The sequence below is a fragment of the Paracoccus shandongensis genome (assembly GCF_017315735.1).
GTDB classification, from domain to species: domain Bacteria; phylum Pseudomonadota; class Alphaproteobacteria; order Rhodobacterales; family Rhodobacteraceae; genus Paracoccus; species Paracoccus shandongensis.
Genome location: NZ_JAFLRK010000010.1, coordinates 14,591 through 34,196 on the forward strand (window position 1 = coordinate 14,591; position 19,606 = coordinate 34,196).

Genomic DNA, 19,606 nt, shown 5'->3' on the forward strand with positions numbered 1-19,606 from the left:
GCAAGCCTCGCGCATGGGGCGCGTGGCATTCTTGTTGCACGCGCAACGAACAGGAGGATGCCATGGGACCGTTTCCGCACGATGCCCCCAAGGCCACGATCAGCGACATCAACCCCGCCGGCACCGACGGGTTCGAGTTCGTCGAATACGCCCATCCCGACCCGGCGGTGCTGGACCGGATCTTCCGGCAGATGGGCTTTGCGCCCGTGGCGCGTCACAAGACCCGCGACATCACGCTGTATCGCCAGGGCGACATCAATTACCTGCTGAACGCCGACGCGGGCACCCACGCGGCGGGCTTTGTCACCGAACACGGGCCTTGCGCGCCCGCGATGGCCTGGCGCGTGGTGGATGCGCAGGTGGCATTGAAGCGCGCGCTGGATCTGGGCGCGACCGAATACACGGGCCCCGGCAAGTCGATCAACGCGCCCGCCGTTTACGGCATCGGCGGCTCGCTGCTGTATTTCATCGACAGATACGGCGATGCGGGCAGCGCCTATGACGCCGACTTCGACTGGCTGGGCGAACCCGATCCGCGCCCGGCGGGCTTTGGCTTCTACTACCTCGACCACCTGACGCATAACGTGATCCGGGGCAACATGGACACCTGGTACAAGTTCTACCACGACACGTTCAACTTCCGCGAGATCAAGTATTTCGACATCAAGGGCAAGCAGACCGGCCTTGTCAGCCGCGCGCTGACCTCTCCCGACGGCAAGATCCGCATCCCGATCAACGAATCCACCGACGACCACAGCCAGATCGAGGAATACCTGCGCGCATACAAGGGCGAGGGCATCCAGCACATCGCCATCGCGACCGAGGACATCTATGCCGGCACCGACCGGATCGCCGAGGCCGGGATGGAGTTCATGCCCGGGCCGCCCGACACCTATTACGAGATGTCGCACAAGCGCGTCAAAGGCCACCAGGAACCGATCGACCGCATGAAGGCGCGCGGCATCCTGATCGACGGCGAGGGCGTGGTCGGCGGCGGGGAAACCCGCATCCTTTTGCAGATCTTTTCCAAGACCGTGATCGGCCCGATCTTCTTCGAGTTCATCCAGCGCAAGGGCGACGACGGCTTCGGCGAGGGCAACTTCCGCGCGCTGTTCGAGTCGATCGAGGAAGACCAGGTCCGGCGCGGCGTCCTCAGCGCCTCTCCGGCGGAATAAGGGCCCTCCCGCCCGCGCCTTGCGGGCGGGGCATCCCGGGATCCCCCATGGCCTGGACCGATTATTCATCCGCCCCCGCGCCGGGCACCCCCGTCTGCGAGGCGGCGCGGGTTGACGGCGTGCTGTCGCTGACCGTGACGACCGACCGGGGCGCCTTTCCGATGCTGCTGGTTCGGACGGGCGGCGGCTTGCGCGCCTATGTCAACGCCTGCCCGCACCAGTATCTGCCGCTGGACTGGCGCAGCGACCGGCTTTTGTCGGCGGACGGGACGATGCTGGTGTGTTCCGCCCATGGCGCGCGCTTCGACATCCTGACGGGCGAGGCGGCCCATGGCGCGGATTGCGGACTGGACCCCGTGCCCGTCAGCGTCGTGGACGGGACCGTGGTGATCGCGGGATAAGCGGGCCGGTCAGCGGGCCCGGTCCGCGTCCGCCGCCGGGCTGGCCGCGTGGTATTTCTCCTCGACCAGGTCGGACCGCAGCAGGGCGTTGACCTGCCGCTTCAGGGCGGCGCGTTCGTCGTTCGTCTGGTAAACCGCGCGGGCAAGCGCAATGAACCCCGCGTCGAAGCGGGCGGCGGCCTCATGGACGCGGATGGCGTCCTCGATCTCCCACAGGGCGCGGTTCACGCGGCGCAGGCCGTCCATCAGCGGCGCAAGGCCCGGCTGCGGCAGGACGGGGGCGGCGATCTTTCGCAGCAGGGCCAGTTCGCGCGCCACATTCGCGCGGGCGGCGGGGTCGGTGATCCTGTCCGCCTTGATCTCCAGGATGGTGATCTTGTCCAGAAGTTCGCCCCAGGACACCGGGGCCAGGGGGGCGGGGCGGGTCATGGGCAGTCCTCCCTGGCGGGCTGGCGGTCCAGCGCGGCGGCGGCCCGGTCGATGACGGCGGCCCAATCGCCCGGCGCGGGCTGGCGCCAGACGCGCATCCTGGGATACCAGGGCGTCCGCGCGCCTTCGACCGGCCAGCGCCAGTCGGGGTCGTGCTTGACCAGCAGCCAGACCGGACGGCCCAGGATGCCCGCCAGATGGGCGATCATCGTGTCCACCGTCACGACCAGGGCCGCGCCCGCGACCAGTTCGGCGGTGCGGACGATGTCCAGCGGGCAGCCCTGGGGGTTCAGCACCGGCAGCGCCGTCGGCCCCGGCATCAGCGACAGCGCGGGGCCCGCGCAGAAGGGGGCGAACATCGCCTGGGGGATGGACCGGCCCGCGTCCCAATCGCCCGCCCCCCAGCACAGCGCCACCGTGCCGGGCGGCAGGGGGGCGGGCGCGACGGGCAGCGCGGGCGGGGGCGCGTCCCCGGGGGTGGCGCGCAGGGCCAAGGGCAGCTCCATGATCTCCAGGGCGCAATCCTGCGGGGGCAGGGGATGGGCCACGTCAAAGGGCACCAGCCGGTCGATGCCCGGAAAGCCCCGGAACAGCGGCAGAAGATGGGGCTGCATTTCCACCGTGACGCGGGCTGCCCGGGCCGCCAGCACCGGCAGGAAGCGGGAAAACATCAGCGTGTCGCCCAACCCGTGATAACAGCGCACCAGCACCTCGCGCCCCTCGAAGGGCCGCCCGTCCCATACCCAACGCAGGTGATAGGGCAGGTTTGGGTCGTCGCGCGTGGCCGGATCGCGCGCGGCCATGGCGCGGGCTGCGATGGCCCACGCGGCGGGAAAATCGCCGCGCCGCATGGCCCGGGTCCAGGGGTCGGTCATGGCCTAACCGGCGGCCCCGGCTGCGGCGGGTTCGGCGGCCAGTTCCGCCGCGAACCAGGCGCAGGTGGCCTCCAGCCCCTCGGCCAGGGGCACCTTGGGCGCCCAGTCCAGCAGCGCGCGGGCGCGGCTGATGTCGGGGCGGCGGCGGCGCGGATCGTCCACCGGCAGCGGGCGATGGACGACGGGGGCACGGGTGCCGGTCAGGGCGATGACATGGCCCAGCAGTTCGTTCACCGTCATCTCGGCGGGGTTGCCAAGGTTCACGGGCTCCAGCCCGTCAATCTCGGCCTCCATCAGCGCCATCAGCCCCGCCACCATGTCCGAGACATAGCAGAAGCTGCGCGTCTGGCTGCCGTCGCCATAGACGGTCAGTTCGTCCCCGCGCAGGGCCTGGCAGATCAGGTTCGACACCACACGCCCGTCGCCCGGGTCCATGTTCGGACCATAGGTGTTGAAGATCCGCGCCACGCGCACCTGCGCCCGGCCCATGCGGGCGTAATCGAAGGCCAGCGATTCAGCCGCGCGCTTGCCCTCGTCATAGCAGGCGCGGGGGCCGGTGCAGCTGACATTGCCGCGGTAATCCTCGGCCTGGGGATGGATCTCGGGGTCGCCATAAACCTCGCTGGTGGAGGTCAGCAGGAACCGCGCCTTGGCCGTTTCCGCCAGCCGCAGCAGGTGGTTGGTGCCGACCACGTTGGTCAGCATCGTGTGTTCCGGGTCGCGTTGGTATTGCGGGGGCGAGGCCGGGCAGGCCAGGTTCCAGACGCGGGTGATGCGCGGGGCCAGGCGCAGCAGATCAGACGGCAGGGGCTGGGTGATGTCGTGGCGCAGGAAGCGGAACCGGGGCTGGCCTTCCAGCGCCCGCAGGTTCGAGGGGCGCGAGGTCTGCAGGTTGTCCAGGCACAGGACCGACTCTCCCCGGTCCAGAAGCGCGCGGCACAGATGCGATCCGATGAAGCCTGCGCCGCCCGCGACGACATTCAGCGACAAGGGTTGCACGGTTCCAAGAGGGTCACGATCCAGGTTGGTCTGCTTTCTCATGCTTATCCCTCTGCTGTTGCGACTGGACGGGTGCCAGCCTTGTGGTCTGCCGCATCGGTCAGATGCGCCTCCAGTTCCGCCGCGCGATGGCCGGCGCTATGCGCGGCTTCGATCCGCGCCCGCGCCGCCCGGCCCATCGTCGCGGCGTCGGTATCCAGCGCCGCCAGGACATCCGCCGCATTGTCGGCCAGGACGATCTCGGATCCCGGGCGGAACAGCGTCTCGATCCCGTCCCAGCGGTCCGAGATGATGGGCGTGGCGCAGGCCCCGGCCTCGAACAGCCGGACGGATGGCGACCAGCCCGCGCGGATCATGTCGGCCCGCGTCACGTTCAGGGTGAAGCGGCTGGCCGAATAGAAGGCGGCGTGGTCGGCGGGCGGGCAATGCTCGATCCGTTCGACATTGGCGGGCCAGTCGATGTGCGCCGGGTATTGCGGCCCGGCGACGACAAAGCGCAGGTCAGGGCGCTGGCGCGCGGGGTCCAAAAGCAGCCGTTCCAGCGTGGGCTGGCGGTCGTCGCTGTAGGTGCCCAGATAGGACAGATCCCACCGCTTGGGCACCTCGCGCGGGCCGTAAAGATCCAGATCGACGGAACAATACAGCGCCTGCGCCATGGGCGAGCCGTAGCGGCTTTCGATATGCCGCAGCGTCGGGCCGCCGGTGAAGGACAGGTAAACGTCAAAGCCGGGGATCACGGCGGGCGAGAGATATTCAAAATCGCCCCGTTCCAGCTTGGCCAGCGTCACCGGCGTGTCGATGTCATAGAAGGCGGTCGTGCCGCGCGCCCAGTTCTGGACGCGGCGCGCGACCTCGACCCCCTCGGGGACGTAGGAACCGACGATCACCGCATCCGCCGCCGCGATCTCATTGCGCCACGCGTCCAGGCCGGGAAGGTCGGCATAGAATTCCAGCCGGCACCAGTCGGGGTCGGTCAGGTCGCGCTGCCCGGCATACCAGGGCACGTCGCGTTCCAGGAACAGCACCTCATGCCCGCGCCGGGCAAAGGATTTCAGCAGCGCGCGGAAGGTGGTGGCGTGGCCGTTCCCCCAGGAGGACGACAGCGACAGGCCAAGGACGACCAGCTTCATGCCGCCATCCCCTTTGCCTGCGCCCGCAGCAGCGCGTCCACCTGCGCGCCGCGCAAGGCATAGGTGTGTTCCGCCTTGACCCGCGCCAGCGCGGCCTGCCCGATGGCCTTCGCCCGTTCCGGCGTCAGGCTGGCCAGGTGATCGGCCACGTCCTGCCCGTCGCGGGCGACCAGCACCTCGGCGTCGGGGGTCAGGAATTGCTCGATCCCCTCCCAGGCGTCGGTGATGAGGCAGGCGGCAGCGCCCGCCGCCTCGAAGACGCGGGTGGCAGGCGAGAAGCCCACGTTCGCCATGCTGTCCCGGGCGACGTTCAGGACCGCCAGCGGGGTGCAGTTGAAGGCGTTGTGTTCATGCGTATAGACATGGCCCAGGTGGCGGACGTTGGCAGGCATGGGCTTGCTGTCCCAGCCATTGCCGCCGATCAGGAAGCTGCGGTCCGCAAGCATTGCTGCGGGTTTCAGGAAGAACTCCTCGACCCGCGCCTCGCGGTCGGGCAGGCGGTTGCCCAGGAAGGCGAGGTCGGATGCGAATTTCGGATCCGCAGGCGCGGGGTGGTGGGTCGCGGGATCCAGCGCGTTGTAAACGGGTTCACACAGCTTCGCGCCGAAGCCGCGATAGGCGTCCACCACCGGCGGACCGCCGCCATAGGTCAGCACCATGTCGAGGCCCGGCAGCGCGCGGCGCACGGGATGGCTGGAGTCGGCGCGCATCTCGTCCAGCGTCGCCGCCGCGTCCACGTCCCAGAAGATCTTCAGGGCACCGGGTTTGGCGTTGGCAATGACCCCTTCCAGCAATTCCCGGTCGAAGACGCCGACGCCGTTGGCCTTGACCACGATATCTGCGTCGGCGGCCTCGGCCAAGACGCCGCGCATGGCCTCCTCGGTCGCGGGATAGACGACGGACCGGCACCAGTCCGGCGGGTCGATGTCGCGGTGCTTCTGCCGGTCGAAGGCGTCGGGCTCAAAGAAGGTGATGTCGTAGCCGCGTTTCGCCAGTTCCCCGAGGATGCCGCGGTAATAGGTGGCCGCGCCGTTCCAGTAGGAGGACAGAAGGCTGGATCCGTAAAAGGCGATCTTCATGCCGCAGAGGCTCCGAGGTTGAGGCCGAGCGTTCCGGCGATGGACAGAAGCTCCTGCGCGCGATGGGCGCAGGTGTGGCGGGCGCGGATGGTTTCCAGCCCTTGCGCCACAAGCGCGGCGCGCAGGGCCGAGTCGTTTGCAAGGTCGCGCAGATGGGCGGTCATTTCCGCGCCGTCCTGGGCAAACAGGAAGTCGCCGGGGCGGAACAGGTGTTCGCTGTCGGCCCACGGGGCCGAGACGAGGGGGATGCCGCAGGCCAGCGCCTCGAAGACGCGGATCGTGGGGATGCCCGGCAGCATCGTGGTGTAGAAGCGGCGGGGGACGTGGACCGTCGCCATGTGGCGGGCGAAGATGTCCGGCGCGGCGGCATTGGGCGCCCAGCCGTGATAGCGCACGCCATAGCGGTCGAGCGTTTCCAGCGCCTCGGCCGGATAGCGGACGCCGTAGATGTCCAGCGGTAAGCTGGCATCCCGTGCGGGGCGGAACAGGAAGTTCTCCAGTTCCTCGGTCCGCTCGCCGTCGCCCCAGTTGCCGATCCAGACGAGGCCGTTCCGCGCGGTTTCCTGCGCGGGCGGGTGGAACAGGCGGGTGTCGGCGGCCTCGTGCCAGGTCCAGACGCGGTCGCCCCAACCCCAGCGGCGATAGACCGCGCTCAGCGTCTCGCCGAAGGCCAGAACGCCGTCGAAGCCCGACAGGTCGAAGGCGCGGATCGCGTCCGGGTCGCTGACGGCGCGGTGATGGGTGTCGTGGAACAGCAGCGTGAAGCGGGCGCCACCCTTGCGGGCCTTCCCAAGCGTGGCGGCCAGCGCCGGATCGTTCCATTCATGGACAATCACCAGGTCGGCGCTGCCCGCAAGCTCCACCGAGTCAGCGGCGGGGGCGTAGGTTTCCACCGTCAGGTCGGGATAGTTGCGGCGGAAGGGCTCCAGCCCCGCCTGCCCGTGGTCGCGCAGCAGGTTTTCCAGGCTCCAGGCGCCTTGGGGTTCCAGGGCGCGGACATGGTGCCCGAGCGCCGCCAGTTCCCGCAGCACGCCGCGCAGGAAATGCGCGTTGCCGTGGTTCCAGCAGCTTTGCAGCGAATGGGTGAAATAGACGATCTTCATGCGGCTTGGGTCCGTCGGGAAAGGGCGTCGCGATAGATTTCCGTCATCGCGGCTGCGGTGGCGGCGGGGGTATAGCGGGCGGCGCGGCGGCGGGCGGCCTGACCCTGCGCGGGATCGGCCAGGGCCGCGGCGATGGCATCGGCGAAGCCCTGCGCGTCGCCGGGGGTCACGAAGGTGGCGGCCCCGTCCCAGAGTTCGCGGAAGGTGGGAATGTCCGACAGCACCAGCGGGCATCCGGCCTGCGCGGCTTCCAGCACGGCCAGGCCGAAGGGCTCGAACCGCGCGGCGCTGGCGAAGACGGGGCGGCGGGCCAGCCAGTGGCCGACGATCTCGGGCGGCAGGGGGCCGGTGGCTTGCAGATGCTGGGGCGCGACGGTCGCGCCATGGGGCGCGCGGGTGGCGCCGATGGCGACGAAGGGCGCGTCCAGCAGGGCGGCGGCGGCGTCCAGGGTGGCGGTGTCCTTGGCCTCGTCCCACAGCCGCCCGACGGTCAGCGCGCCGGGGAAGGGCTGCGCGTCGGGCAGGGGCAGGGCCGTGCGGCCGTTGTGGACCGCAAGCGGCAGGGGCAGGCCATAGTGCCGCGCCGTCGCCTCGGCATAGGCGCGGGTGGGCGTGAGCACGCGATCCGCCGCGCGCAGGCCCTGGCCCACGAGGTCGGGCAGCCAGGCCAAGCCTGCGTCCACCGCCCCGCCGCGTGCGGCGTCCCACCAGGTGCCCAGGCAGCCGTGGTTCACCGCCACGACCGGCATGTCGAACCGCGCCACGGCCAGCGCGGGGGCGTTCAGATGCACCAGATCCGCGCCCATGTCGCGGGCCAGCCGCGCCAGGGCATCCGCCGCCGCCAGCACCGGCGCGGGGCCGTCGGACAGCCAGTCCAGCGGCAGGCCGGTGTCCACCAGCCGCACGCCCGCCGCCTCCGCCGCCATGCGCTGGTCCGGGTCGGGCGCGGGGCCAAGCACGGCCAGCACCACGTCCGCGTCCAGCGCGGCGGCAAGCTCCAGCGCATAGTGCCAGACGCCGCCCACCGCGTCGGTGGTCATCAGCACCCGCATCATGCGGATTTCGCCAGGGGCTGGCCGATGGGCAGGTTGATCCCGCCCTCGGCGGCCAGCCATTGCGCCAGCCGGGTCACGCCGTCCTGCCAATCGACCTTGGGCGAAAGGCCAAGCGCCTGTTCCGCCGCGCGCGTGTCGGCCACGAAATACCGCTGGTCGCCCGCGCGCCAGTCGGAATAGGCGATCTCCACCGGCCGGTCGAGGATCCGGCCCACGAAGTCCAGCAATTGCCGCAGGCTGACCGCGTTCGCGGGCCCGCCGCCCAGGTTGAAGACCCGCCCCGAGACCTCCTCGATCCGCTGCCACGCGGCGACATAGGCCTCGACCGCGTTCGACACGTCCAGGATGTCGCGGACCTGGCAGCCGTCGCCATACAGCGTGATCCCCTGGCCCTTCAGCGCGCGGATCAGGAAATGGGCGACCCATCCCTGATCCTCGGTCCCCATCTGGCGCTGGCCATAGATGCAGGACATCCGCAGGACGCAGGTGGGCACGCCGAAGCTGCGGGCATAGTCCAGCACATACTGGTCCGCCGCGCCCTTGGAACAGCCATAGGGCGTGTGGAAATCCAGCGGACGCGCCTCTCCGATGCCATGGGCGCGGACCTGCGCGTCGGTGGGCTTGTAGGCCTCGCCTTCCAGCGCGAAGTCCAGGTCGGCCAGATCGCCATAGACCTTGTTGGTCGAGGCGAAGACCAGCGGGGTGCCGTCGCCCTTGGCGCGCAGGGCCTCCAGCAGGTTCATCGTGCCGATCAGGTTGATCGTCATGTCCAGGGCGGGTTCCACCATGCTTGTGGTCACGGCGACCTGGGCGGCAAGGTGGAACACGACCTTCGCCTGCCCGGCGGCCTCGGCCATGCGGGCGGCGTCGCGGATGTCGGCATGGACATGGGTGATCCGGTCGCCGTGGCGGGCTTGCAGCCAGGCCAGGTTGCGTTCCACGCCGGGGCGGCTCAGGGCGTCATAGACGATGACCCGGTGCCCGTCCGCCGCCAGCCGGTCGGCCAGGTTCGAGCCGATGAAGCCCGCGCCGCCGGTGACCAGCACCGGGCGCGGATCGGCGGATGCGTCGGTCCTTGTCATGCCACCAGCCCGCGCTTGTCCAGTTCGGCCCGCATCTTTTCGACATTGTCCACGGCGGTCTGGCTGGCGACCCATTCGGCCAGTTCCGCCAGCCCTTCGCGGAAGTCGGTCTGCGCGGTGAAGCCCAGCGTTTCGGCGGCAAGCGTGGTGTCGCAGAAGCAATGGCGGATGTCGCCGATGCGGGCCTTGCCGACGATCTGCGGCTCCAGCGCGTTGCGGCCCATGGCGCGGCCCAGTTCCTGCGCGACCTCGGTCACGGAACGGTCATGGCCCGAGCCGATGTTGAACGTCCCGCCCGCCGCCTGCGGCAAGGACAGCGCCTCGGCGAAGGCGCGAGCCACGTCGGACACATGGACGAAATCGCGGCGCTGTTCGCCATCCTCGAAGATCATCGGCGCCTGCCCGTTCAGGTAACGCGAGGCGAAGATCGCCAGCACCCCGGTATAGGGGTTCGACAGCGCCTGGCCGGGGCCGAAGACGTTGAACAGACGCAGGCACACCCCTTCGATCCCGTAGGGGGCGGACATGATATGCGTCGTGCGCTCCTGCACGAACTTGTTCAGCGCATAGATGGACGCGAGGTTCGGACGCTTCCATTCGGGCGTCGCCACCGGGGTCAGCGGGCGGCCCTGCGCATCGACGGGATCCCATTGCTTCAGCCCGTCGCGGATGCCCACGCGCTCGGCATCCTCGACGGTCGCGCCGTCGGCGTCACGATACAGCCCCTCGCCATAGATCGACATGGACGACGCGGTGACGACCCGGCGCACGGGGTTGTCGATCAGCTTCTCGAACAGGACGGCGGTGCCCACGTCGTTGGTCGAGGTATAGCGTTCGACCTCGTACATGGACTGGCCCACGCCCACCTCGGCGGCCAGGTGGATCACGCTGTCCACGCCTTGCAGCGCGCGGGCCACGGCGTCCGCGTCGCGCACGTCGCCGTGGATGAACTCGGCCTCGCTGTTCAGCGCGTCGGGGCGGCCCGCGCCGTCCCCGTGGACCTGCGGGATCAGCGCGTCCAGCACGCGGACCTGGTGGCCGCGCCGCAGCAATTCGTCGGTGACGAAGCGTCCGATGAAGCCTGCGCCGCCGGTGATCAGAACCTTTTCCAATGTGTCCCCCGTTCTGTTGTTTCAGAAATTGCAACGGTATCAGTGTTGTGATGTAAAAGCGCCCATGCAGGTTTTGTTCCCTCATCATCATCATCTTTGTTGCTTGACACCGCCAAACCCTGCCCGGGGTGGCGCATGAGCGTGCTTGTGGGCCTTGTCCGCCACGGTTCGCATGACGATTTGGGCACCTGGCTCAGCGGGCGGACGCGCGACATCGCGCTGAACGCGGGGGGCCGGGCGGAAACGGCGGCGCTGGCGCAGCGGCTGGCCAGGCGGGGCGTGGCGGCCATCGCCACCAGCCCCCGCCGCCGCACGGCCGAAACCGCCGCGATCCTGGGCCAAGGCCTGGGGCTGGCCCCCATGCAGGCCGATGCCCTGGACGAGATCGACTTCGGCGCCTGGTCCGGCGCGCGTTTCTCCGATCTGGACGCGGACCCCGCCTGGCGGCACTGGAACGCCGCGCGCGCGACCGCCCCCACCCCGGGGGGCGAGACGATGGGGGCCGCCGTGGCCCGCGCCGTGGCGCATCTGGACGGGCTGGCGGAACAGGGGGGCGGGCCGGTCCTGTGCGTCAGCCATTGCGACGTGATCCGGGGGGTTGTCGCCCATGCGCTTGGCCTGAGCCTGGACAACATCCTGCGGTTCGAGATCGCGCCCGCGTCCATCAGTTGGGTGATGGCGCATGGACAAGGTTCCTTCCATGTCCTAACCCTTAATGGAAACGACTAGCGGACGGACGATGAACGCAGCGCAGATCGCCGAGAAAGCGGAAGGGCTTGGCCCGTGGTTCCAGAACCTCGACCTTCACGGTGTCCGCACCGCGCCCGGCCATTTCCTTGGCGACTACCCTGCCGACAAGTTCGCCCGCTTTGCCCATCTGCTGCCCGCCGACCTGACCGGAAAGACCGTGCTGGACATCGGCTGCAACGCGGGCTTCTACAGCTTCGAGATGCGCCGCAGGGGCGCCGCCCGCGTCCTGGGCATCGACACCGACGCCCGCTATCTGGCGCAGGCCCGCTTTGCGGCGCAGGTGCTGGGGATGGAGGGGGTCGAGTTCCGCCAGACCGGCGTCTATGACGTGGCGGCCCTGGGCGAACGCTTCGACCTGGTGATCTTCATGGGCGTGTTCTACCACCTGCGCCACCCGCTGCTGGCGCTGGACCTGATCCGCGCGCATGTGGCGGGCGACCTGATGCTGTTCCAGACGCTGACGCGCGGCCCCGACAGCGTGGCCGCCCCGGCCCCCGATTACGACTTTTCCGAGGACGCCCAGTTCCAGGATCCCGACTGGCCCCGCATGGCCTTTGTCGAGCATGAATGGGCGCATGACTGGACCAACTGGTGGGTGCCGAACCGCGCGGGGGTCGAGGCGATGCTGCGCGCGTCCGGCTTTGCGATCGAGGCCGGTCCCGCCGACGAGGTTTACCTGTGCCGCACCGCGCCGGTGCCGTTCGCCCAATACGGACCGCACGCGGTCTATCCCAGCCAAGGAGGTGCCGCGCGATGATCGAAGCCGCGATGATCTGGAACGAGCCGAACAACAAGTCCCACTGGGATCCCGAACTGGACCCGGACTGGTCGCGCTTTGCCCAATGCGTCACGCTGGCGGGCCAGGCGATCCGCGACGTGAACCCGGGGGTCACGCGCGTCCTGGGCGGGATGTCGCCCATCGACCCGCTATGGGTGCAGCGGATGGAAGGCCACGGCGCGCTGGATCATGTGGACGTGGTCGCGGTCCACGGCTTTCCGCTGGACTGGAACCTGTGGCAGATCCAGGAATGGCCCGCCAAGGTGGCCGAGATCGAGGCTGTCACCCACAAGCCCGTCTGGGTGACGGAAGTGGGCGTGGGCTCCTTCGGCGCGGAAGAAGTGCAGGTCTTCGGCGTGCAGAAGACCGCCGAACTGCTGGTCGGCCGCGTGCCGCGCATCTTCTGGTATTCACTGTTCGACCTGCCGCAGGAATGGGGCGCGACGACCCGGCACCGCGAGGCGGAAGGGTCGTCCTATTACCGCCATTTCTACATGGGCCTGATCCGCGCCGACGGCACGCCCAAGCCGGGGCTGGAGGCTTACGCCCCCCACGCCGCCGACATGGGCCTGATGCAGTGGTTCCATTACCAGGATCCGCGCCTGGACGACGCGGTGGCCTGGATGAAACGGCTTGGCGTCAAGCACCTGCGCACGGGCCTGTCCTGGGCCGACAGCTTCCGCCCCGACGCCCTGGGTTGGTTCGACCGGCAGATGGAGGCGCTGGCCGATTTCGACACCACCGTGACCTTCTGCTTCACGCCCGAACACTTGGGCCCCGGCGCCCATCACACCAGCCCGCCGCATGATCCGCAGCAATTCGCCGATTTCTGCGCGGCGATGATTGAACGATATGCGCCCGGGCGGGTTGAGGCTCAGCCAGCTACAAAGCTGGCCGCCCTGACTTGACCCGTCCCGACCGGAAGGCCCACCCATGAAAGACGCCCACATGCCGATCAACATCGCCATCATCGGGGTCGGCAACTGCGCCAGCTCGCTGGTGCAGGGGCTGGCGCATTATGCCGGGCGCAACGATGCCACGGGGCTGATGCACCACAGCCTTGCGGGCTATCGCCCCGACGACATCCGCGTGGTGGCGGCATGGGACATCGACGCCCGCAAGGTGGGCCGCGACGTGGCGCAGGCGATCTTCGCGCCGCCGAACTGCACCGCCGTCTTTGCCCCCGACGTGCCCGACACCGGCGCCGTGGTCCGCATGGGCCGGATCCTCGACGGCGTGGCCGAGCATATGGCCGATTACCCCGAGGCGCGGACCTTCGTTCCCGCCGACGCCGCTGAGCCCACGCGCGAGGACGTGGTGGCCGCGCTGCGCGACGCGGGCGTGGACGTGCTGATGAACTATCTGCCCGTGGGCAGCCAGCAGGCGACCGAGTTCTATGCCGAATGCGCGCTTGAAGCGGGGGTGGCCTTTGTCAACAACATCCCGGTCTTCATCGCATCGGATCCGGTCTGGGCGGACCGCTTCCAAAAGGCGGGCGTGCCGATCATCGGCGACGATATCAAGGCCCAGCTTGGCGCGACCATCGTGCACCGGGTGCTGACGGATCTGTTTGCGAAGCGCGGCGTCAAGCTGTGCCGGACCTATCAGCTGAACACCGGCGGCAACACCGATTTCCTGAACATGGCGAACCACAAGCGGCTGGAGAAGAAGAAGATCTCCAAGACCGAAGCCGTGCAGGCCGTCGCCGCCGACCGCATCGCGGATGAAAACATCCATGTCGGCCCGTCCGATTACGTCGCCTGGCAGAACGACAACAAGGTCTGCTTCCTGCGCATGGAGGGAGAGCTGTTCGGCGGCGTGCCCATGAACCTGGAACTGCGCCTGTCGGTCGAGGACAGCCCCAATTCCGCGGGCGTGGCCATCGACATGATCCGCTGTGCCGCCATCGCGCGCGACCGGGGGCTGGCCGGGCCGATCCTCGCCCCCGCCGCCTATTTCTGCAAGCACCCGCCCGAGCAGATGACCGATGACGCGGCCTATGACGCGGTCGAGGCCTTCATCGCCGACGGCCTGCCCGTCGCGGCCCCGCTGTCGTGACGGCCCATTCAGGATAGATGCCCATGACCCAGTTGATGCGTGCGGCGGTCCTTGAGGGACCGCAGCGGTTTTCCGTGGCCGAGGTGCCGGTGCCCCAACCGGGCCCGGGCGAGGTGCTGATCCGGCTGGAAGGCTGCGGCGTCTGCGCATCCAACGTCGAACCGTGGGAGGGCCAGCCCTGGTCCACCTGGCCCGGCGCGCCGGGCGGCATGGGGCATGAAGGCTGGGGGCGCATCGTGGCCTTGGGGGATGGCGTTCAGGGCCTGTCGGTGGGCGACCGCGTGACCGCGCTGACGGAACGGTCCTATGCGGAATACGACGTGGCCCGCGCGGACATGGTGGTACCGCTGCCCGCCGCCCTGGACGGGATGCCGGTTCCGGGCGAGCCGGTGGCCTGCGCCATGAACATCTTCGCCCGGTCCGACGTGCACGCAGGCCAGACGGTGGTGATCGTCGGCATCGGCTTCCTGGGCGCGATCCTGACGCGGCTGGCGACGGACGCAGGGGCGCGGGTGATCGCGGTGTCGCGCCGCGCCGAGACGCTGGACCTGGCGCGCCGCATGGGCGCGGCCGAAACGATCCCCATGGACGACCATTGGCGCATCATCGAGGAGGTGCGTCGCCTGACCGATGGCCGCATGGCCGAGCGGGTGATCGAATGCGTGGGCAAGCAATGGCCGCTGGACCTGGCCGGGGAACTCGTGGCCGAGGGCGGACGTCTGGTGATCGCGGGCTATCATCAGGACGGACCCCGGCAGGTGAACATGCAGATGTGGAACTGGAAGGGCATCGACATCGCCAGCGCCCATGAACGCGACGCGGGCGTGCGCGTGGCGGGCCTGCGGGCGGCGGTGGATGCGCTGGCGTCGGGGCGGCTGGACCTGGGGCCGCTGCTGACCGGCACCTATCCGCTGGAGAATCTGGGAACGGCGCTGGCCGCGACCCGCGACAAGCCGGGCGGTTTCGTCAAGGCCTGGGTGGCGCTGTGAGGCCGCGCCTTGGCTTCCTGGGCACCGGCTGGATCGGGCGGCACCGGATGGCGGCGCTGGCCGCGACGGGGCTGGCCGAGATCGTGGCCGTCGCCGAGCCCGACGACAATGGCGCCGCCGAGGCGCTGACGCTCGCCCCCGGCGCGCGGCGGGTCGATGGCCTGGACGCGCTGCTGCGCGAAAACATCGACGCCGTGGTGATCGCCACCCCAAGCGCGGCGCACGCGGAACAGTCCATTGCCGCGCTGAACGCGGGCAAGGCCGTCTTCTGCCAGAAGCCCCTGGGCCGCACCGGGCCCGAGGTGGCCGCCGTCATCGACGCCGCCCGCCGCGCCGACCGGCTGCTGGGCGTGGACCTGTCCTATCGCCAGACCGCCGCCATGGGCGCGATCCGCCCCTTGCTGGAGGCGCAGGCCCTGGGCCATGTCTTCGGCGTCGACGTGACCTTTCACAACGCCTGGGGGCCGGACAAGCCGTGGTTCTATGACCCGAAGCTCTCGGGCGGCGGCTGCGTGGTGGACCTGGGCGTCCACCTGATCGACCTGGCGCTGTGGTCGCTGGGCTGGCCCGAGGTCACGGGCGTCGAAAGCCGCCTTTACGCCAAGGGCGCGCCGCTGGCCGACCCCTCGGTGCAGGTCGAAGACTATGCCGTCGCCACCCTGGACCTTGCGGGCGGCACGGTCGTGCGGCTCGCCTGTTCCTGGGGGTTGCAGGCCGGGCGCGAGGCGGTGATCGCGGCCGAGTTCTTCGGCACCCAGGGCGGCGCATCCCTGCGCAACGTCAACGGATCGTTCTACGACCTGCGGGCCGAACGCCACCACCATATCCGCGCCGAAAGCCTCTCCGAACCCCCGGACGACTGGGGCGGGCGCGCCGCCGTGGACTGGCTGGCGCGGCTGGCATCGGGCGCGCGCTTCGACCTTGATACGCGGCATCTGGAAACGGTTGCGCGGGTGATCGACCGGATCTATGGGCGATAGATGCGCGTCGGCGTGCTGACCTTCCATCGCTGCATCAACTATGGCAGCTATTGGCAGGCCCGCTGCCTTGTGGAAGCCATCGCCGCGCGCGGCCACCACGCCGTGCTGCTGGACCACCATTCGCGCGACGTGACCTCGCGCGAATGGCGCTATGCCTTCCAGCCGCTGACCCCGGATCGGTCGTCCCGCGCGGACGTGGCGCAATACGGGCGCAAGCTGCGCAAGTTCGTGGCGGCCTTCGACGCGCTGCCGCTCTCTGCGCCCTTCGACCTGGACGACCCCGCCGCCATGCCGTCCGTCGATCTGGCCGTGATCGGCAGCGACGAGGTGCTGAACCTGTCCCATCCCTGGTATGGCGGCAAGCCGATCTTCTGGGGCGAGGGGATCCCGGCCCCGCGTATCGTGACCTATGCGGCCAGCTTCGGCAACTATGCCGCGCCCTTCGTGGAACCCCGATGGTCCGCGCGGCTGCGGGATCTGGACGCGATCTCGGTGCGCGACGACAACAGCCGGGGGATCGTGGCGGGGGCCACAGGGCGCGCGCCCGCCCTGGTGCTGGACCCGGTGCTGCTGAACCCGCCGCAGGTCGCGCCCGCCGGCGAGGCCCCCTATGTTCTGGTCTATGGCCACCACATCCCCCCCTGGTTCGCCGACCGGGTGCGGGACGCGGCGCGCGCGCGGGGCCTGCGCACGATCAGCGTCGGCTATCGCAACGACTGGGCGGACGAACAGCGCCTGGACGCCGGGCCGCAGGATTTCGCGGCACTGATGGCCGGGGCGCAGGCGGTCGCCACGACCTATTTCCACGGCTGCTGCTTTGCCTTGGTGAACGGCAAGCCGCTGGCCTGCGCGCCGTCCGATTACCGCTGGACCAAGGTCCGCGACCTGACTGCGCTGCTGGGCGCGGAACGCCACCTGACCTTCGAGGACCGCGACCCCGGCGACGTGGCCGCGCTGCTGGCCGAGCCGGTGTCGGATGGGGTGCAGGCCCGCATCACGGATCTGCGCGCGCAATCGGCGGCCTGGCTGGATGCGGCGCTGGCGGGGCGGGCATGACGCGCGCCCTCAGCCCCGCGCAGATCGTCCGGTCGGGCCTGTGCATCGGCTGCGGGGTCTGCGCCTCGGGCCCGGCGATGGCCTGGGACAACTACGGCCAGTTGAAGCCCACCGGCCCCGCCACCCACCGGCGCAGCGAAGCCTTCGCCCGGCTCTGCCCCTTCTCGCCCGACGCGGCGAATGAGGACGGGATCGCCGCCGCCCGCTTTCCCGACGCGCCCCACCAGGACGCCCGCCTTGGTCGCCATACCTCTTGCCATGTCGGCGCGGTGGCGGAACCGCCCTTCCGTGCGCGCGGCAGTTCCGGCGGCATGGTCAGCTGGGTCGCCGCCGAACTGATGCGGCGGGGAGAGATCGACGGCGTGCTGCACGTCCACCCCGGCGAACCCGGCCAGCCCTTCTTCGGCTATCGCATCAGTCGGACGGAAACCGAACTGCTGGCGGGCGCGCGGTCCCGCTATCACCCTGTCCACCTCGCCTCCGTGCTGGACCAGGTCCGCGCCACGCCGGGGCGCTATGCCGTGGTGGGCATCCCCTGCTTCATCAAGGCCGTGCATCTGGCCCGCGCGCAGGATGCCGTTCTGGCCGAACGCATCACGCATATGCTGGGCCTCTTCTGCGGCCACATGAAAAGCGCGCGCTTTGTCGAAAGCTTCGCCTGGCAGTTGGGCGCGGACCCGGGCCGCGTGCGGGCGGTCGAATACCGGCTGAAGGACGCCAGCCGCCCCGCCAACTGGTACACCGCGCATCTGACGCTGGACGACGGCGCGACGGTGCAGAACGAATGGTTCCACCTGGCCGACGGCGATTGGGGCGCGGGCTATTTCCAGAACAGCGCCTGCAATTTCTGCGACGACGTGGTGGCGGAAACCGCCGATGTCAGCTTCGGCGATGCCTGGGTCGAGCCCTATTCGTCAGACGGGCGGGGGACGAACGTCGTGGTGGTCCGCGCCCCCCTGATCCAGCGCCTGATCGACGAAGGGGTGGCCCAGGGACGCTTGGATCTGAAGGAAGTCGATGCCGATTTCGTGGCGGACACGCAGGCCGCAGGGTTTCGGCAAAGGCGCGAGGGGCTGGCCTATCGCCTGACCTGGGCGAAATGCGGCATCCGTCCGGTCAAGCGCGTCGCGCCGGGGGCCAAGGGGATCGGCTGGCGGCGCAAGCTGGTTTACCGCACCCGCGCGGCGATCAGCCGGGGCTCGCACCGGATGGCCTGGCTTGCGGCGCGCACGGGGCGGCCGCAGATCTATCTGGCTTGGGCGCGGTGGGCCTATGCGGTCTATGAGGGGCTGACCTATCACCGGGGCCGCCTTGCCCCGCCGTTCGACCGCATCGAACGGATATGGCCCGGGCGTGAGCGATAGCCGCGCTTGCCATGCGTCACAAACCAGCTATTCTTTGAGGCATGGAAGGACCGCCTATCCCTCATGCCCTGGAACTGGACCTCGCCGCGCTGGCCCGATTTCGCCTATGACGCCGCCGCCATGGAGCCCTTGGAACGCCGCTTCCTGCTCGCCTCGGGCGAGATCGTGGGGGCGGTGCGCCATGTGGGTGACGCCGACCGCGACTGGCTGCGCATCGACCTGCTGAGCGACGAGGCCGTCCGCACCAGCGCCATCGAGGGCGAGATGCTGGACCGCCGCAGCGTCCAGTCCTCGCTGCGCCGCCAGTTCGGGCTGGCCCCGGACGAACCGCTGGTCCGGCCGCGCGAACGCGGGGTGGCGGGGATGATGGTCGATGTCTATTCCACCTGGGCCGCGGCCCTGGACCACGACACGCTGTTCCGCTGGCACCGCTTCCTGCTGGCCCATGACGAAACGCTGGAAACCGTGGGCGGTTACCGGCGGCACGCCGAGGCGATGCAGATCGTCTCGGGCCGCCCCGACCGTCCGGTGATCCATTTCGAGGCGCCCCCCTCGGCCCGCGTCCTGCCCGAGATGGACCGCTTCATCGCCTGGTTCAACGCCACCGCGCCCGATGCCGCGACCCCGCTGCCCGCCGTGACGCGCGCGGCCCTGGGGCACCTGTGGTTCGAATCCATCCACCCCTTCGAGGACGGCAACGGCCGCCTGGGCCGCGCCCTGGCCGAAAAGTCCCTGGCCCAGAGCATCGGCCAGCCTAGCCTGATCGCCCTGGCCCACGGGATCGAGCGCGACCGCCGCGCCTATTACGGCCACCTGGAACGGCACCAGAGGACCATGGACGTGACCGGCTGGCTGGTCCATTTCGGCCAGACGATCCTGGACGCGCAGCAGACCACCCTGGCGCGCGTGGGCTTCCTGATCGCCAAGGCGCGCTTTCACGACCGTTTCCGCGGGCGGCTGAACGAGCGGCAGGACAAGGTGATCGCCCGCCTGTTCCGCGAAGGCCCGGACGGCTTCACCGGCGGCCTCAGCGCCGAGAACTACCTCGCGATCACCCGCACCTCGCGCGCGACGGCCACGCGCGACCTGCAGGATCTGGTGGAAAAGGGGGCGCTGACCCGCCGGGGCGAACGCCGCCACACGCGCTATGCGCTGAGGCTGGACTGACCCGCGCGGGAACCGGCGGCGGGA

20 protein-coding genes are annotated in these 19,606 nt (G+C 69.7%); 11 read left to right on the plus strand and 9 right to left on the minus strand.

What is annotated here, in order from left to right; translation table 11 throughout:
* The first annotated feature begins 62 nt into the window (after positions 1-62).
* Both hppD and JX613_RS08810 read left to right on the plus strand, forming a co-directional pair.
* The gene (gene hppD / locus JX613_RS08805) at positions 63-1,175 is read left to right on the plus strand and encodes a 4-hydroxyphenylpyruvate dioxygenase (protein ID WP_207101094.1); all 1,113 of its coding nucleotides are present in this window, start codon (positions 63-65) and stop codon (positions 1,173-1,175) included.
* 47 nt (positions 1,176-1,222) lie between these two features.
* A complete protein-coding gene (locus JX613_RS08810) occupies positions 1,223-1,576 on the plus strand; it encodes a Rieske (2Fe-2S) protein (protein ID WP_207101095.1) in 354 nt (117 codons plus the stop codon).
* 9 nt (positions 1,577-1,585) lie between these two features.
* Here JX613_RS08810 and JX613_RS08815 read toward each other — a convergent pair whose 3' ends face one another.
* The 9 genes from JX613_RS08815 to JX613_RS08855 are packed head-to-tail and all read right to left on the minus strand — an operon-like array spanning position 1,586 to position 10,440.
* Positions 1,586-2,005, minus strand: a complete 420-nt coding sequence (locus JX613_RS08815) for a DUF6165 family protein (RefSeq protein ID WP_207101096.1) — start codon at positions 2,003-2,005, stop codon at positions 1,586-1,588.
* A complete protein-coding gene (locus JX613_RS08820) occupies positions 2,002-2,880 on the minus strand; it encodes a hypothetical protein (protein ID WP_207101097.1) in 879 nt (292 codons plus the stop codon). The genes JX613_RS08815 and JX613_RS08820 overlap by 4 nt, the downstream gene beginning before the upstream one ends.
* Before the next feature lie 3 nt (positions 2,881-2,883).
* Positions 2,884-3,921, minus strand: a complete 1,038-nt coding sequence (locus JX613_RS08825) for a UDP-glucuronic acid decarboxylase family protein (RefSeq protein ID WP_207101098.1) — start codon at positions 3,919-3,921, stop codon at positions 2,884-2,886.
* Between the two features lie 2 nt (positions 3,922-3,923).
* Positions 3,924-5,009, minus strand: a complete 1,086-nt coding sequence (locus JX613_RS08830; RefSeq protein ID WP_207101099.1) for a CgeB family protein — start codon at positions 5,007-5,009, stop codon at positions 3,924-3,926.
* The gene (locus JX613_RS08835) at positions 5,006-6,088 is read right to left on the minus strand and encodes a CgeB family protein (RefSeq protein WP_207101100.1); all 1,083 of its coding nucleotides are present in this window, start codon (positions 6,086-6,088) and stop codon (positions 5,006-5,008) included. The genes JX613_RS08830 and JX613_RS08835 overlap by 4 nt, the downstream gene beginning before the upstream one ends.
* A complete protein-coding gene (locus JX613_RS08840) occupies positions 6,085-7,191 on the minus strand; it encodes a CgeB family protein (RefSeq protein ID WP_207101101.1) in 1,107 nt (368 codons plus the stop codon). The genes JX613_RS08835 and JX613_RS08840 overlap by 4 nt, the downstream gene beginning before the upstream one ends.
* The gene (locus tag JX613_RS08845; RefSeq protein WP_207101102.1) at positions 7,188-8,246 is read right to left on the minus strand and encodes a glycosyltransferase; all 1,059 of its coding nucleotides are present in this window, start codon (positions 8,244-8,246) and stop codon (positions 7,188-7,190) included. Before JX613_RS08845 ends, JX613_RS08840 begins: the two co-directional genes overlap by 4 nt.
* A complete protein-coding gene (locus JX613_RS08850; RefSeq protein ID WP_237168458.1) occupies positions 8,243-9,328 on the minus strand; it encodes an SDR family NAD(P)-dependent oxidoreductase in 1,086 nt (361 codons plus the stop codon). Before JX613_RS08850 ends, JX613_RS08845 begins: the two co-directional genes overlap by 4 nt.
* Positions 9,325-10,440: an NAD-dependent epimerase/dehydratase family protein gene (locus JX613_RS08855; protein ID WP_207101104.1), complete on the minus strand. Its 1,116-nt coding sequence runs from the start codon at positions 10,438-10,440 to the stop codon at positions 9,325-9,327. Before JX613_RS08855 ends, JX613_RS08850 begins: the two co-directional genes overlap by 4 nt.
* A gap of 135 nt (positions 10,441-10,575) precedes the next feature.
* On the opposite strand from JX613_RS08855, the gene JX613_RS08860 reads away from it, so the two are divergent.
* From JX613_RS08860 to JX613_RS08900, 9 genes are all read left to right on the plus strand, one after another.
* Positions 10,576-11,169, plus strand: coding sequence for a histidine phosphatase family protein (locus JX613_RS08860; protein ID WP_207101105.1), 594 nt, complete (start codon positions 10,576-10,578; stop codon positions 11,167-11,169).
* Between the two features lie 10 nt (positions 11,170-11,179).
* On the plus strand, positions 11,180-11,947 hold the full coding sequence (locus tag JX613_RS08865; protein ID WP_207101106.1) for a TIGR04290 family methyltransferase: 768 nt from the start codon (positions 11,180-11,182) through the stop codon (positions 11,945-11,947).
* On the plus strand, positions 11,944-12,876 hold the full coding sequence (locus JX613_RS08870) for a glycosyl hydrolase (RefSeq protein WP_207101107.1): 933 nt from the start codon (positions 11,944-11,946) through the stop codon (positions 12,874-12,876). Before JX613_RS08865 ends, JX613_RS08870 begins: the two co-directional genes overlap by 4 nt.
* A gap of 25 nt (positions 12,877-12,901) precedes the next feature.
* Entirely contained in the window at positions 12,902-14,026 is a 1,125-nt protein-coding gene (locus tag JX613_RS08875; RefSeq protein ID WP_237168459.1) for an inositol-3-phosphate synthase, read from the plus strand.
* Positions 14,027-14,049: 23 nt separating this feature from the next.
* Positions 14,050-15,015 carry an MDR/zinc-dependent alcohol dehydrogenase-like family protein gene (locus JX613_RS08880; RefSeq protein WP_237168460.1) on the plus strand — a complete coding sequence of 322 codons (966 nt, stop codon included), beginning with the start codon at positions 14,050-14,052 and terminating at the stop codon, positions 15,013-15,015.
* Positions 15,012-15,995, plus strand: coding sequence for a Gfo/Idh/MocA family protein (locus JX613_RS08885; RefSeq protein WP_336512285.1), 984 nt, complete (start codon positions 15,012-15,014; stop codon positions 15,993-15,995). Before JX613_RS08880 ends, JX613_RS08885 begins: the two co-directional genes overlap by 4 nt.
* Complete coding sequence (locus JX613_RS08890; RefSeq protein ID WP_207101108.1) at positions 15,996-17,051, plus strand: polysaccharide pyruvyl transferase family protein; 1,056 nt, start codon at positions 15,996-15,998, stop codon at positions 17,049-17,051.
* The gene (locus tag JX613_RS08895) at positions 17,048-18,415 is read left to right on the plus strand and encodes a Coenzyme F420 hydrogenase/dehydrogenase, beta subunit C-terminal domain (protein ID WP_207101109.1); all 1,368 of its coding nucleotides are present in this window, start codon (positions 17,048-17,050) and stop codon (positions 18,413-18,415) included. Before JX613_RS08890 ends, JX613_RS08895 begins: the two co-directional genes overlap by 4 nt.
* 63 nt (positions 18,416-18,478) lie before the next feature.
* Positions 18,479-19,582, plus strand: coding sequence for a Fic family protein (locus tag JX613_RS08900; protein WP_207101110.1), 1,104 nt, complete (start codon positions 18,479-18,481; stop codon positions 19,580-19,582).
* Positions 19,583-19,606 lie beyond the last annotated feature (24 nt).

Coding starts and splice junctions, on each gene's coding strand:
- hppD (WP_207101094.1), top strand. CDS start 63: ATGGGACCGTTTCCGCACGATGCCCCCAAGGCCACGATCAGCGACATC.
- JX613_RS08810 (WP_207101095.1), top strand. CDS start 1,223: ATGGCCTGGACCGATTATTCATCCGCCCCCGCGCCGGGCACCCCCGTC.
- JX613_RS08815 (WP_207101096.1), bottom strand. CDS start 2,005: ATGACCCGCCCCGCCCCCCTGGCCCCGGTGTCCTGGGGCGAACTTCTG.
- JX613_RS08820 (WP_207101097.1), bottom strand. CDS start 2,880: ATGACCGACCCCTGGACCCGGGCCATGCGGCGCGGCGATTTTCCCGCC.
- JX613_RS08825 (WP_207101098.1), bottom strand. CDS start 3,921: ATGAGAAAGCAGACCAACCTGGATCGTGACCCTCTTGGAACCGTGCAA.
- JX613_RS08830 (WP_207101099.1), bottom strand. CDS start 5,009: ATGAAGCTGGTCGTCCTTGGCCTGTCGCTGTCGTCCTCCTGGGGGAAC.
- JX613_RS08835 (WP_207101100.1), bottom strand. CDS start 6,088: ATGAAGATCGCCTTTTACGGATCCAGCCTTCTGTCCTCCTACTGGAAC.
- JX613_RS08840 (WP_207101101.1), bottom strand. CDS start 7,191: ATGAAGATCGTCTATTTCACCCATTCGCTGCAAAGCTGCTGGAACCAC.
- JX613_RS08845 (WP_207101102.1), bottom strand. CDS start 8,246: ATGATGCGGGTGCTGATGACCACCGACGCGGTGGGCGGCGTCTGGCAC.
- JX613_RS08850 (WP_237168458.1), bottom strand. CDS start 9,328: ATGACAAGGACCGACGCATCCGCCGATCCGCGCCCGGTGCTGGTCACC.
- JX613_RS08860 (WP_207101105.1), top strand. CDS start 10,576: ATGAGCGTGCTTGTGGGCCTTGTCCGCCACGGTTCGCATGACGATTTG.
- JX613_RS08865 (WP_207101106.1), top strand. CDS start 11,180: ATGAACGCAGCGCAGATCGCCGAGAAAGCGGAAGGGCTTGGCCCGTGG.
- JX613_RS08870 (WP_207101107.1), top strand. CDS start 11,944: ATGATCGAAGCCGCGATGATCTGGAACGAGCCGAACAACAAGTCCCAC.
- JX613_RS08875 (WP_237168459.1), top strand. CDS start 12,902: ATGAAAGACGCCCACATGCCGATCAACATCGCCATCATCGGGGTCGGC.
- JX613_RS08880 (WP_237168460.1), top strand. CDS start 14,050: ATGACCCAGTTGATGCGTGCGGCGGTCCTTGAGGGACCGCAGCGGTTT.
- JX613_RS08890 (WP_207101108.1), top strand. CDS start 15,996: ATGCGCGTCGGCGTGCTGACCTTCCATCGCTGCATCAACTATGGCAGC.
- JX613_RS08895 (WP_207101109.1), top strand. CDS start 17,048: ATGACGCGCGCCCTCAGCCCCGCGCAGATCGTCCGGTCGGGCCTGTGC.
- JX613_RS08900 (WP_207101110.1), top strand. CDS start 18,479: ATGCCCTGGAACTGGACCTCGCCGCGCTGGCCCGATTTCGCCTATGAC.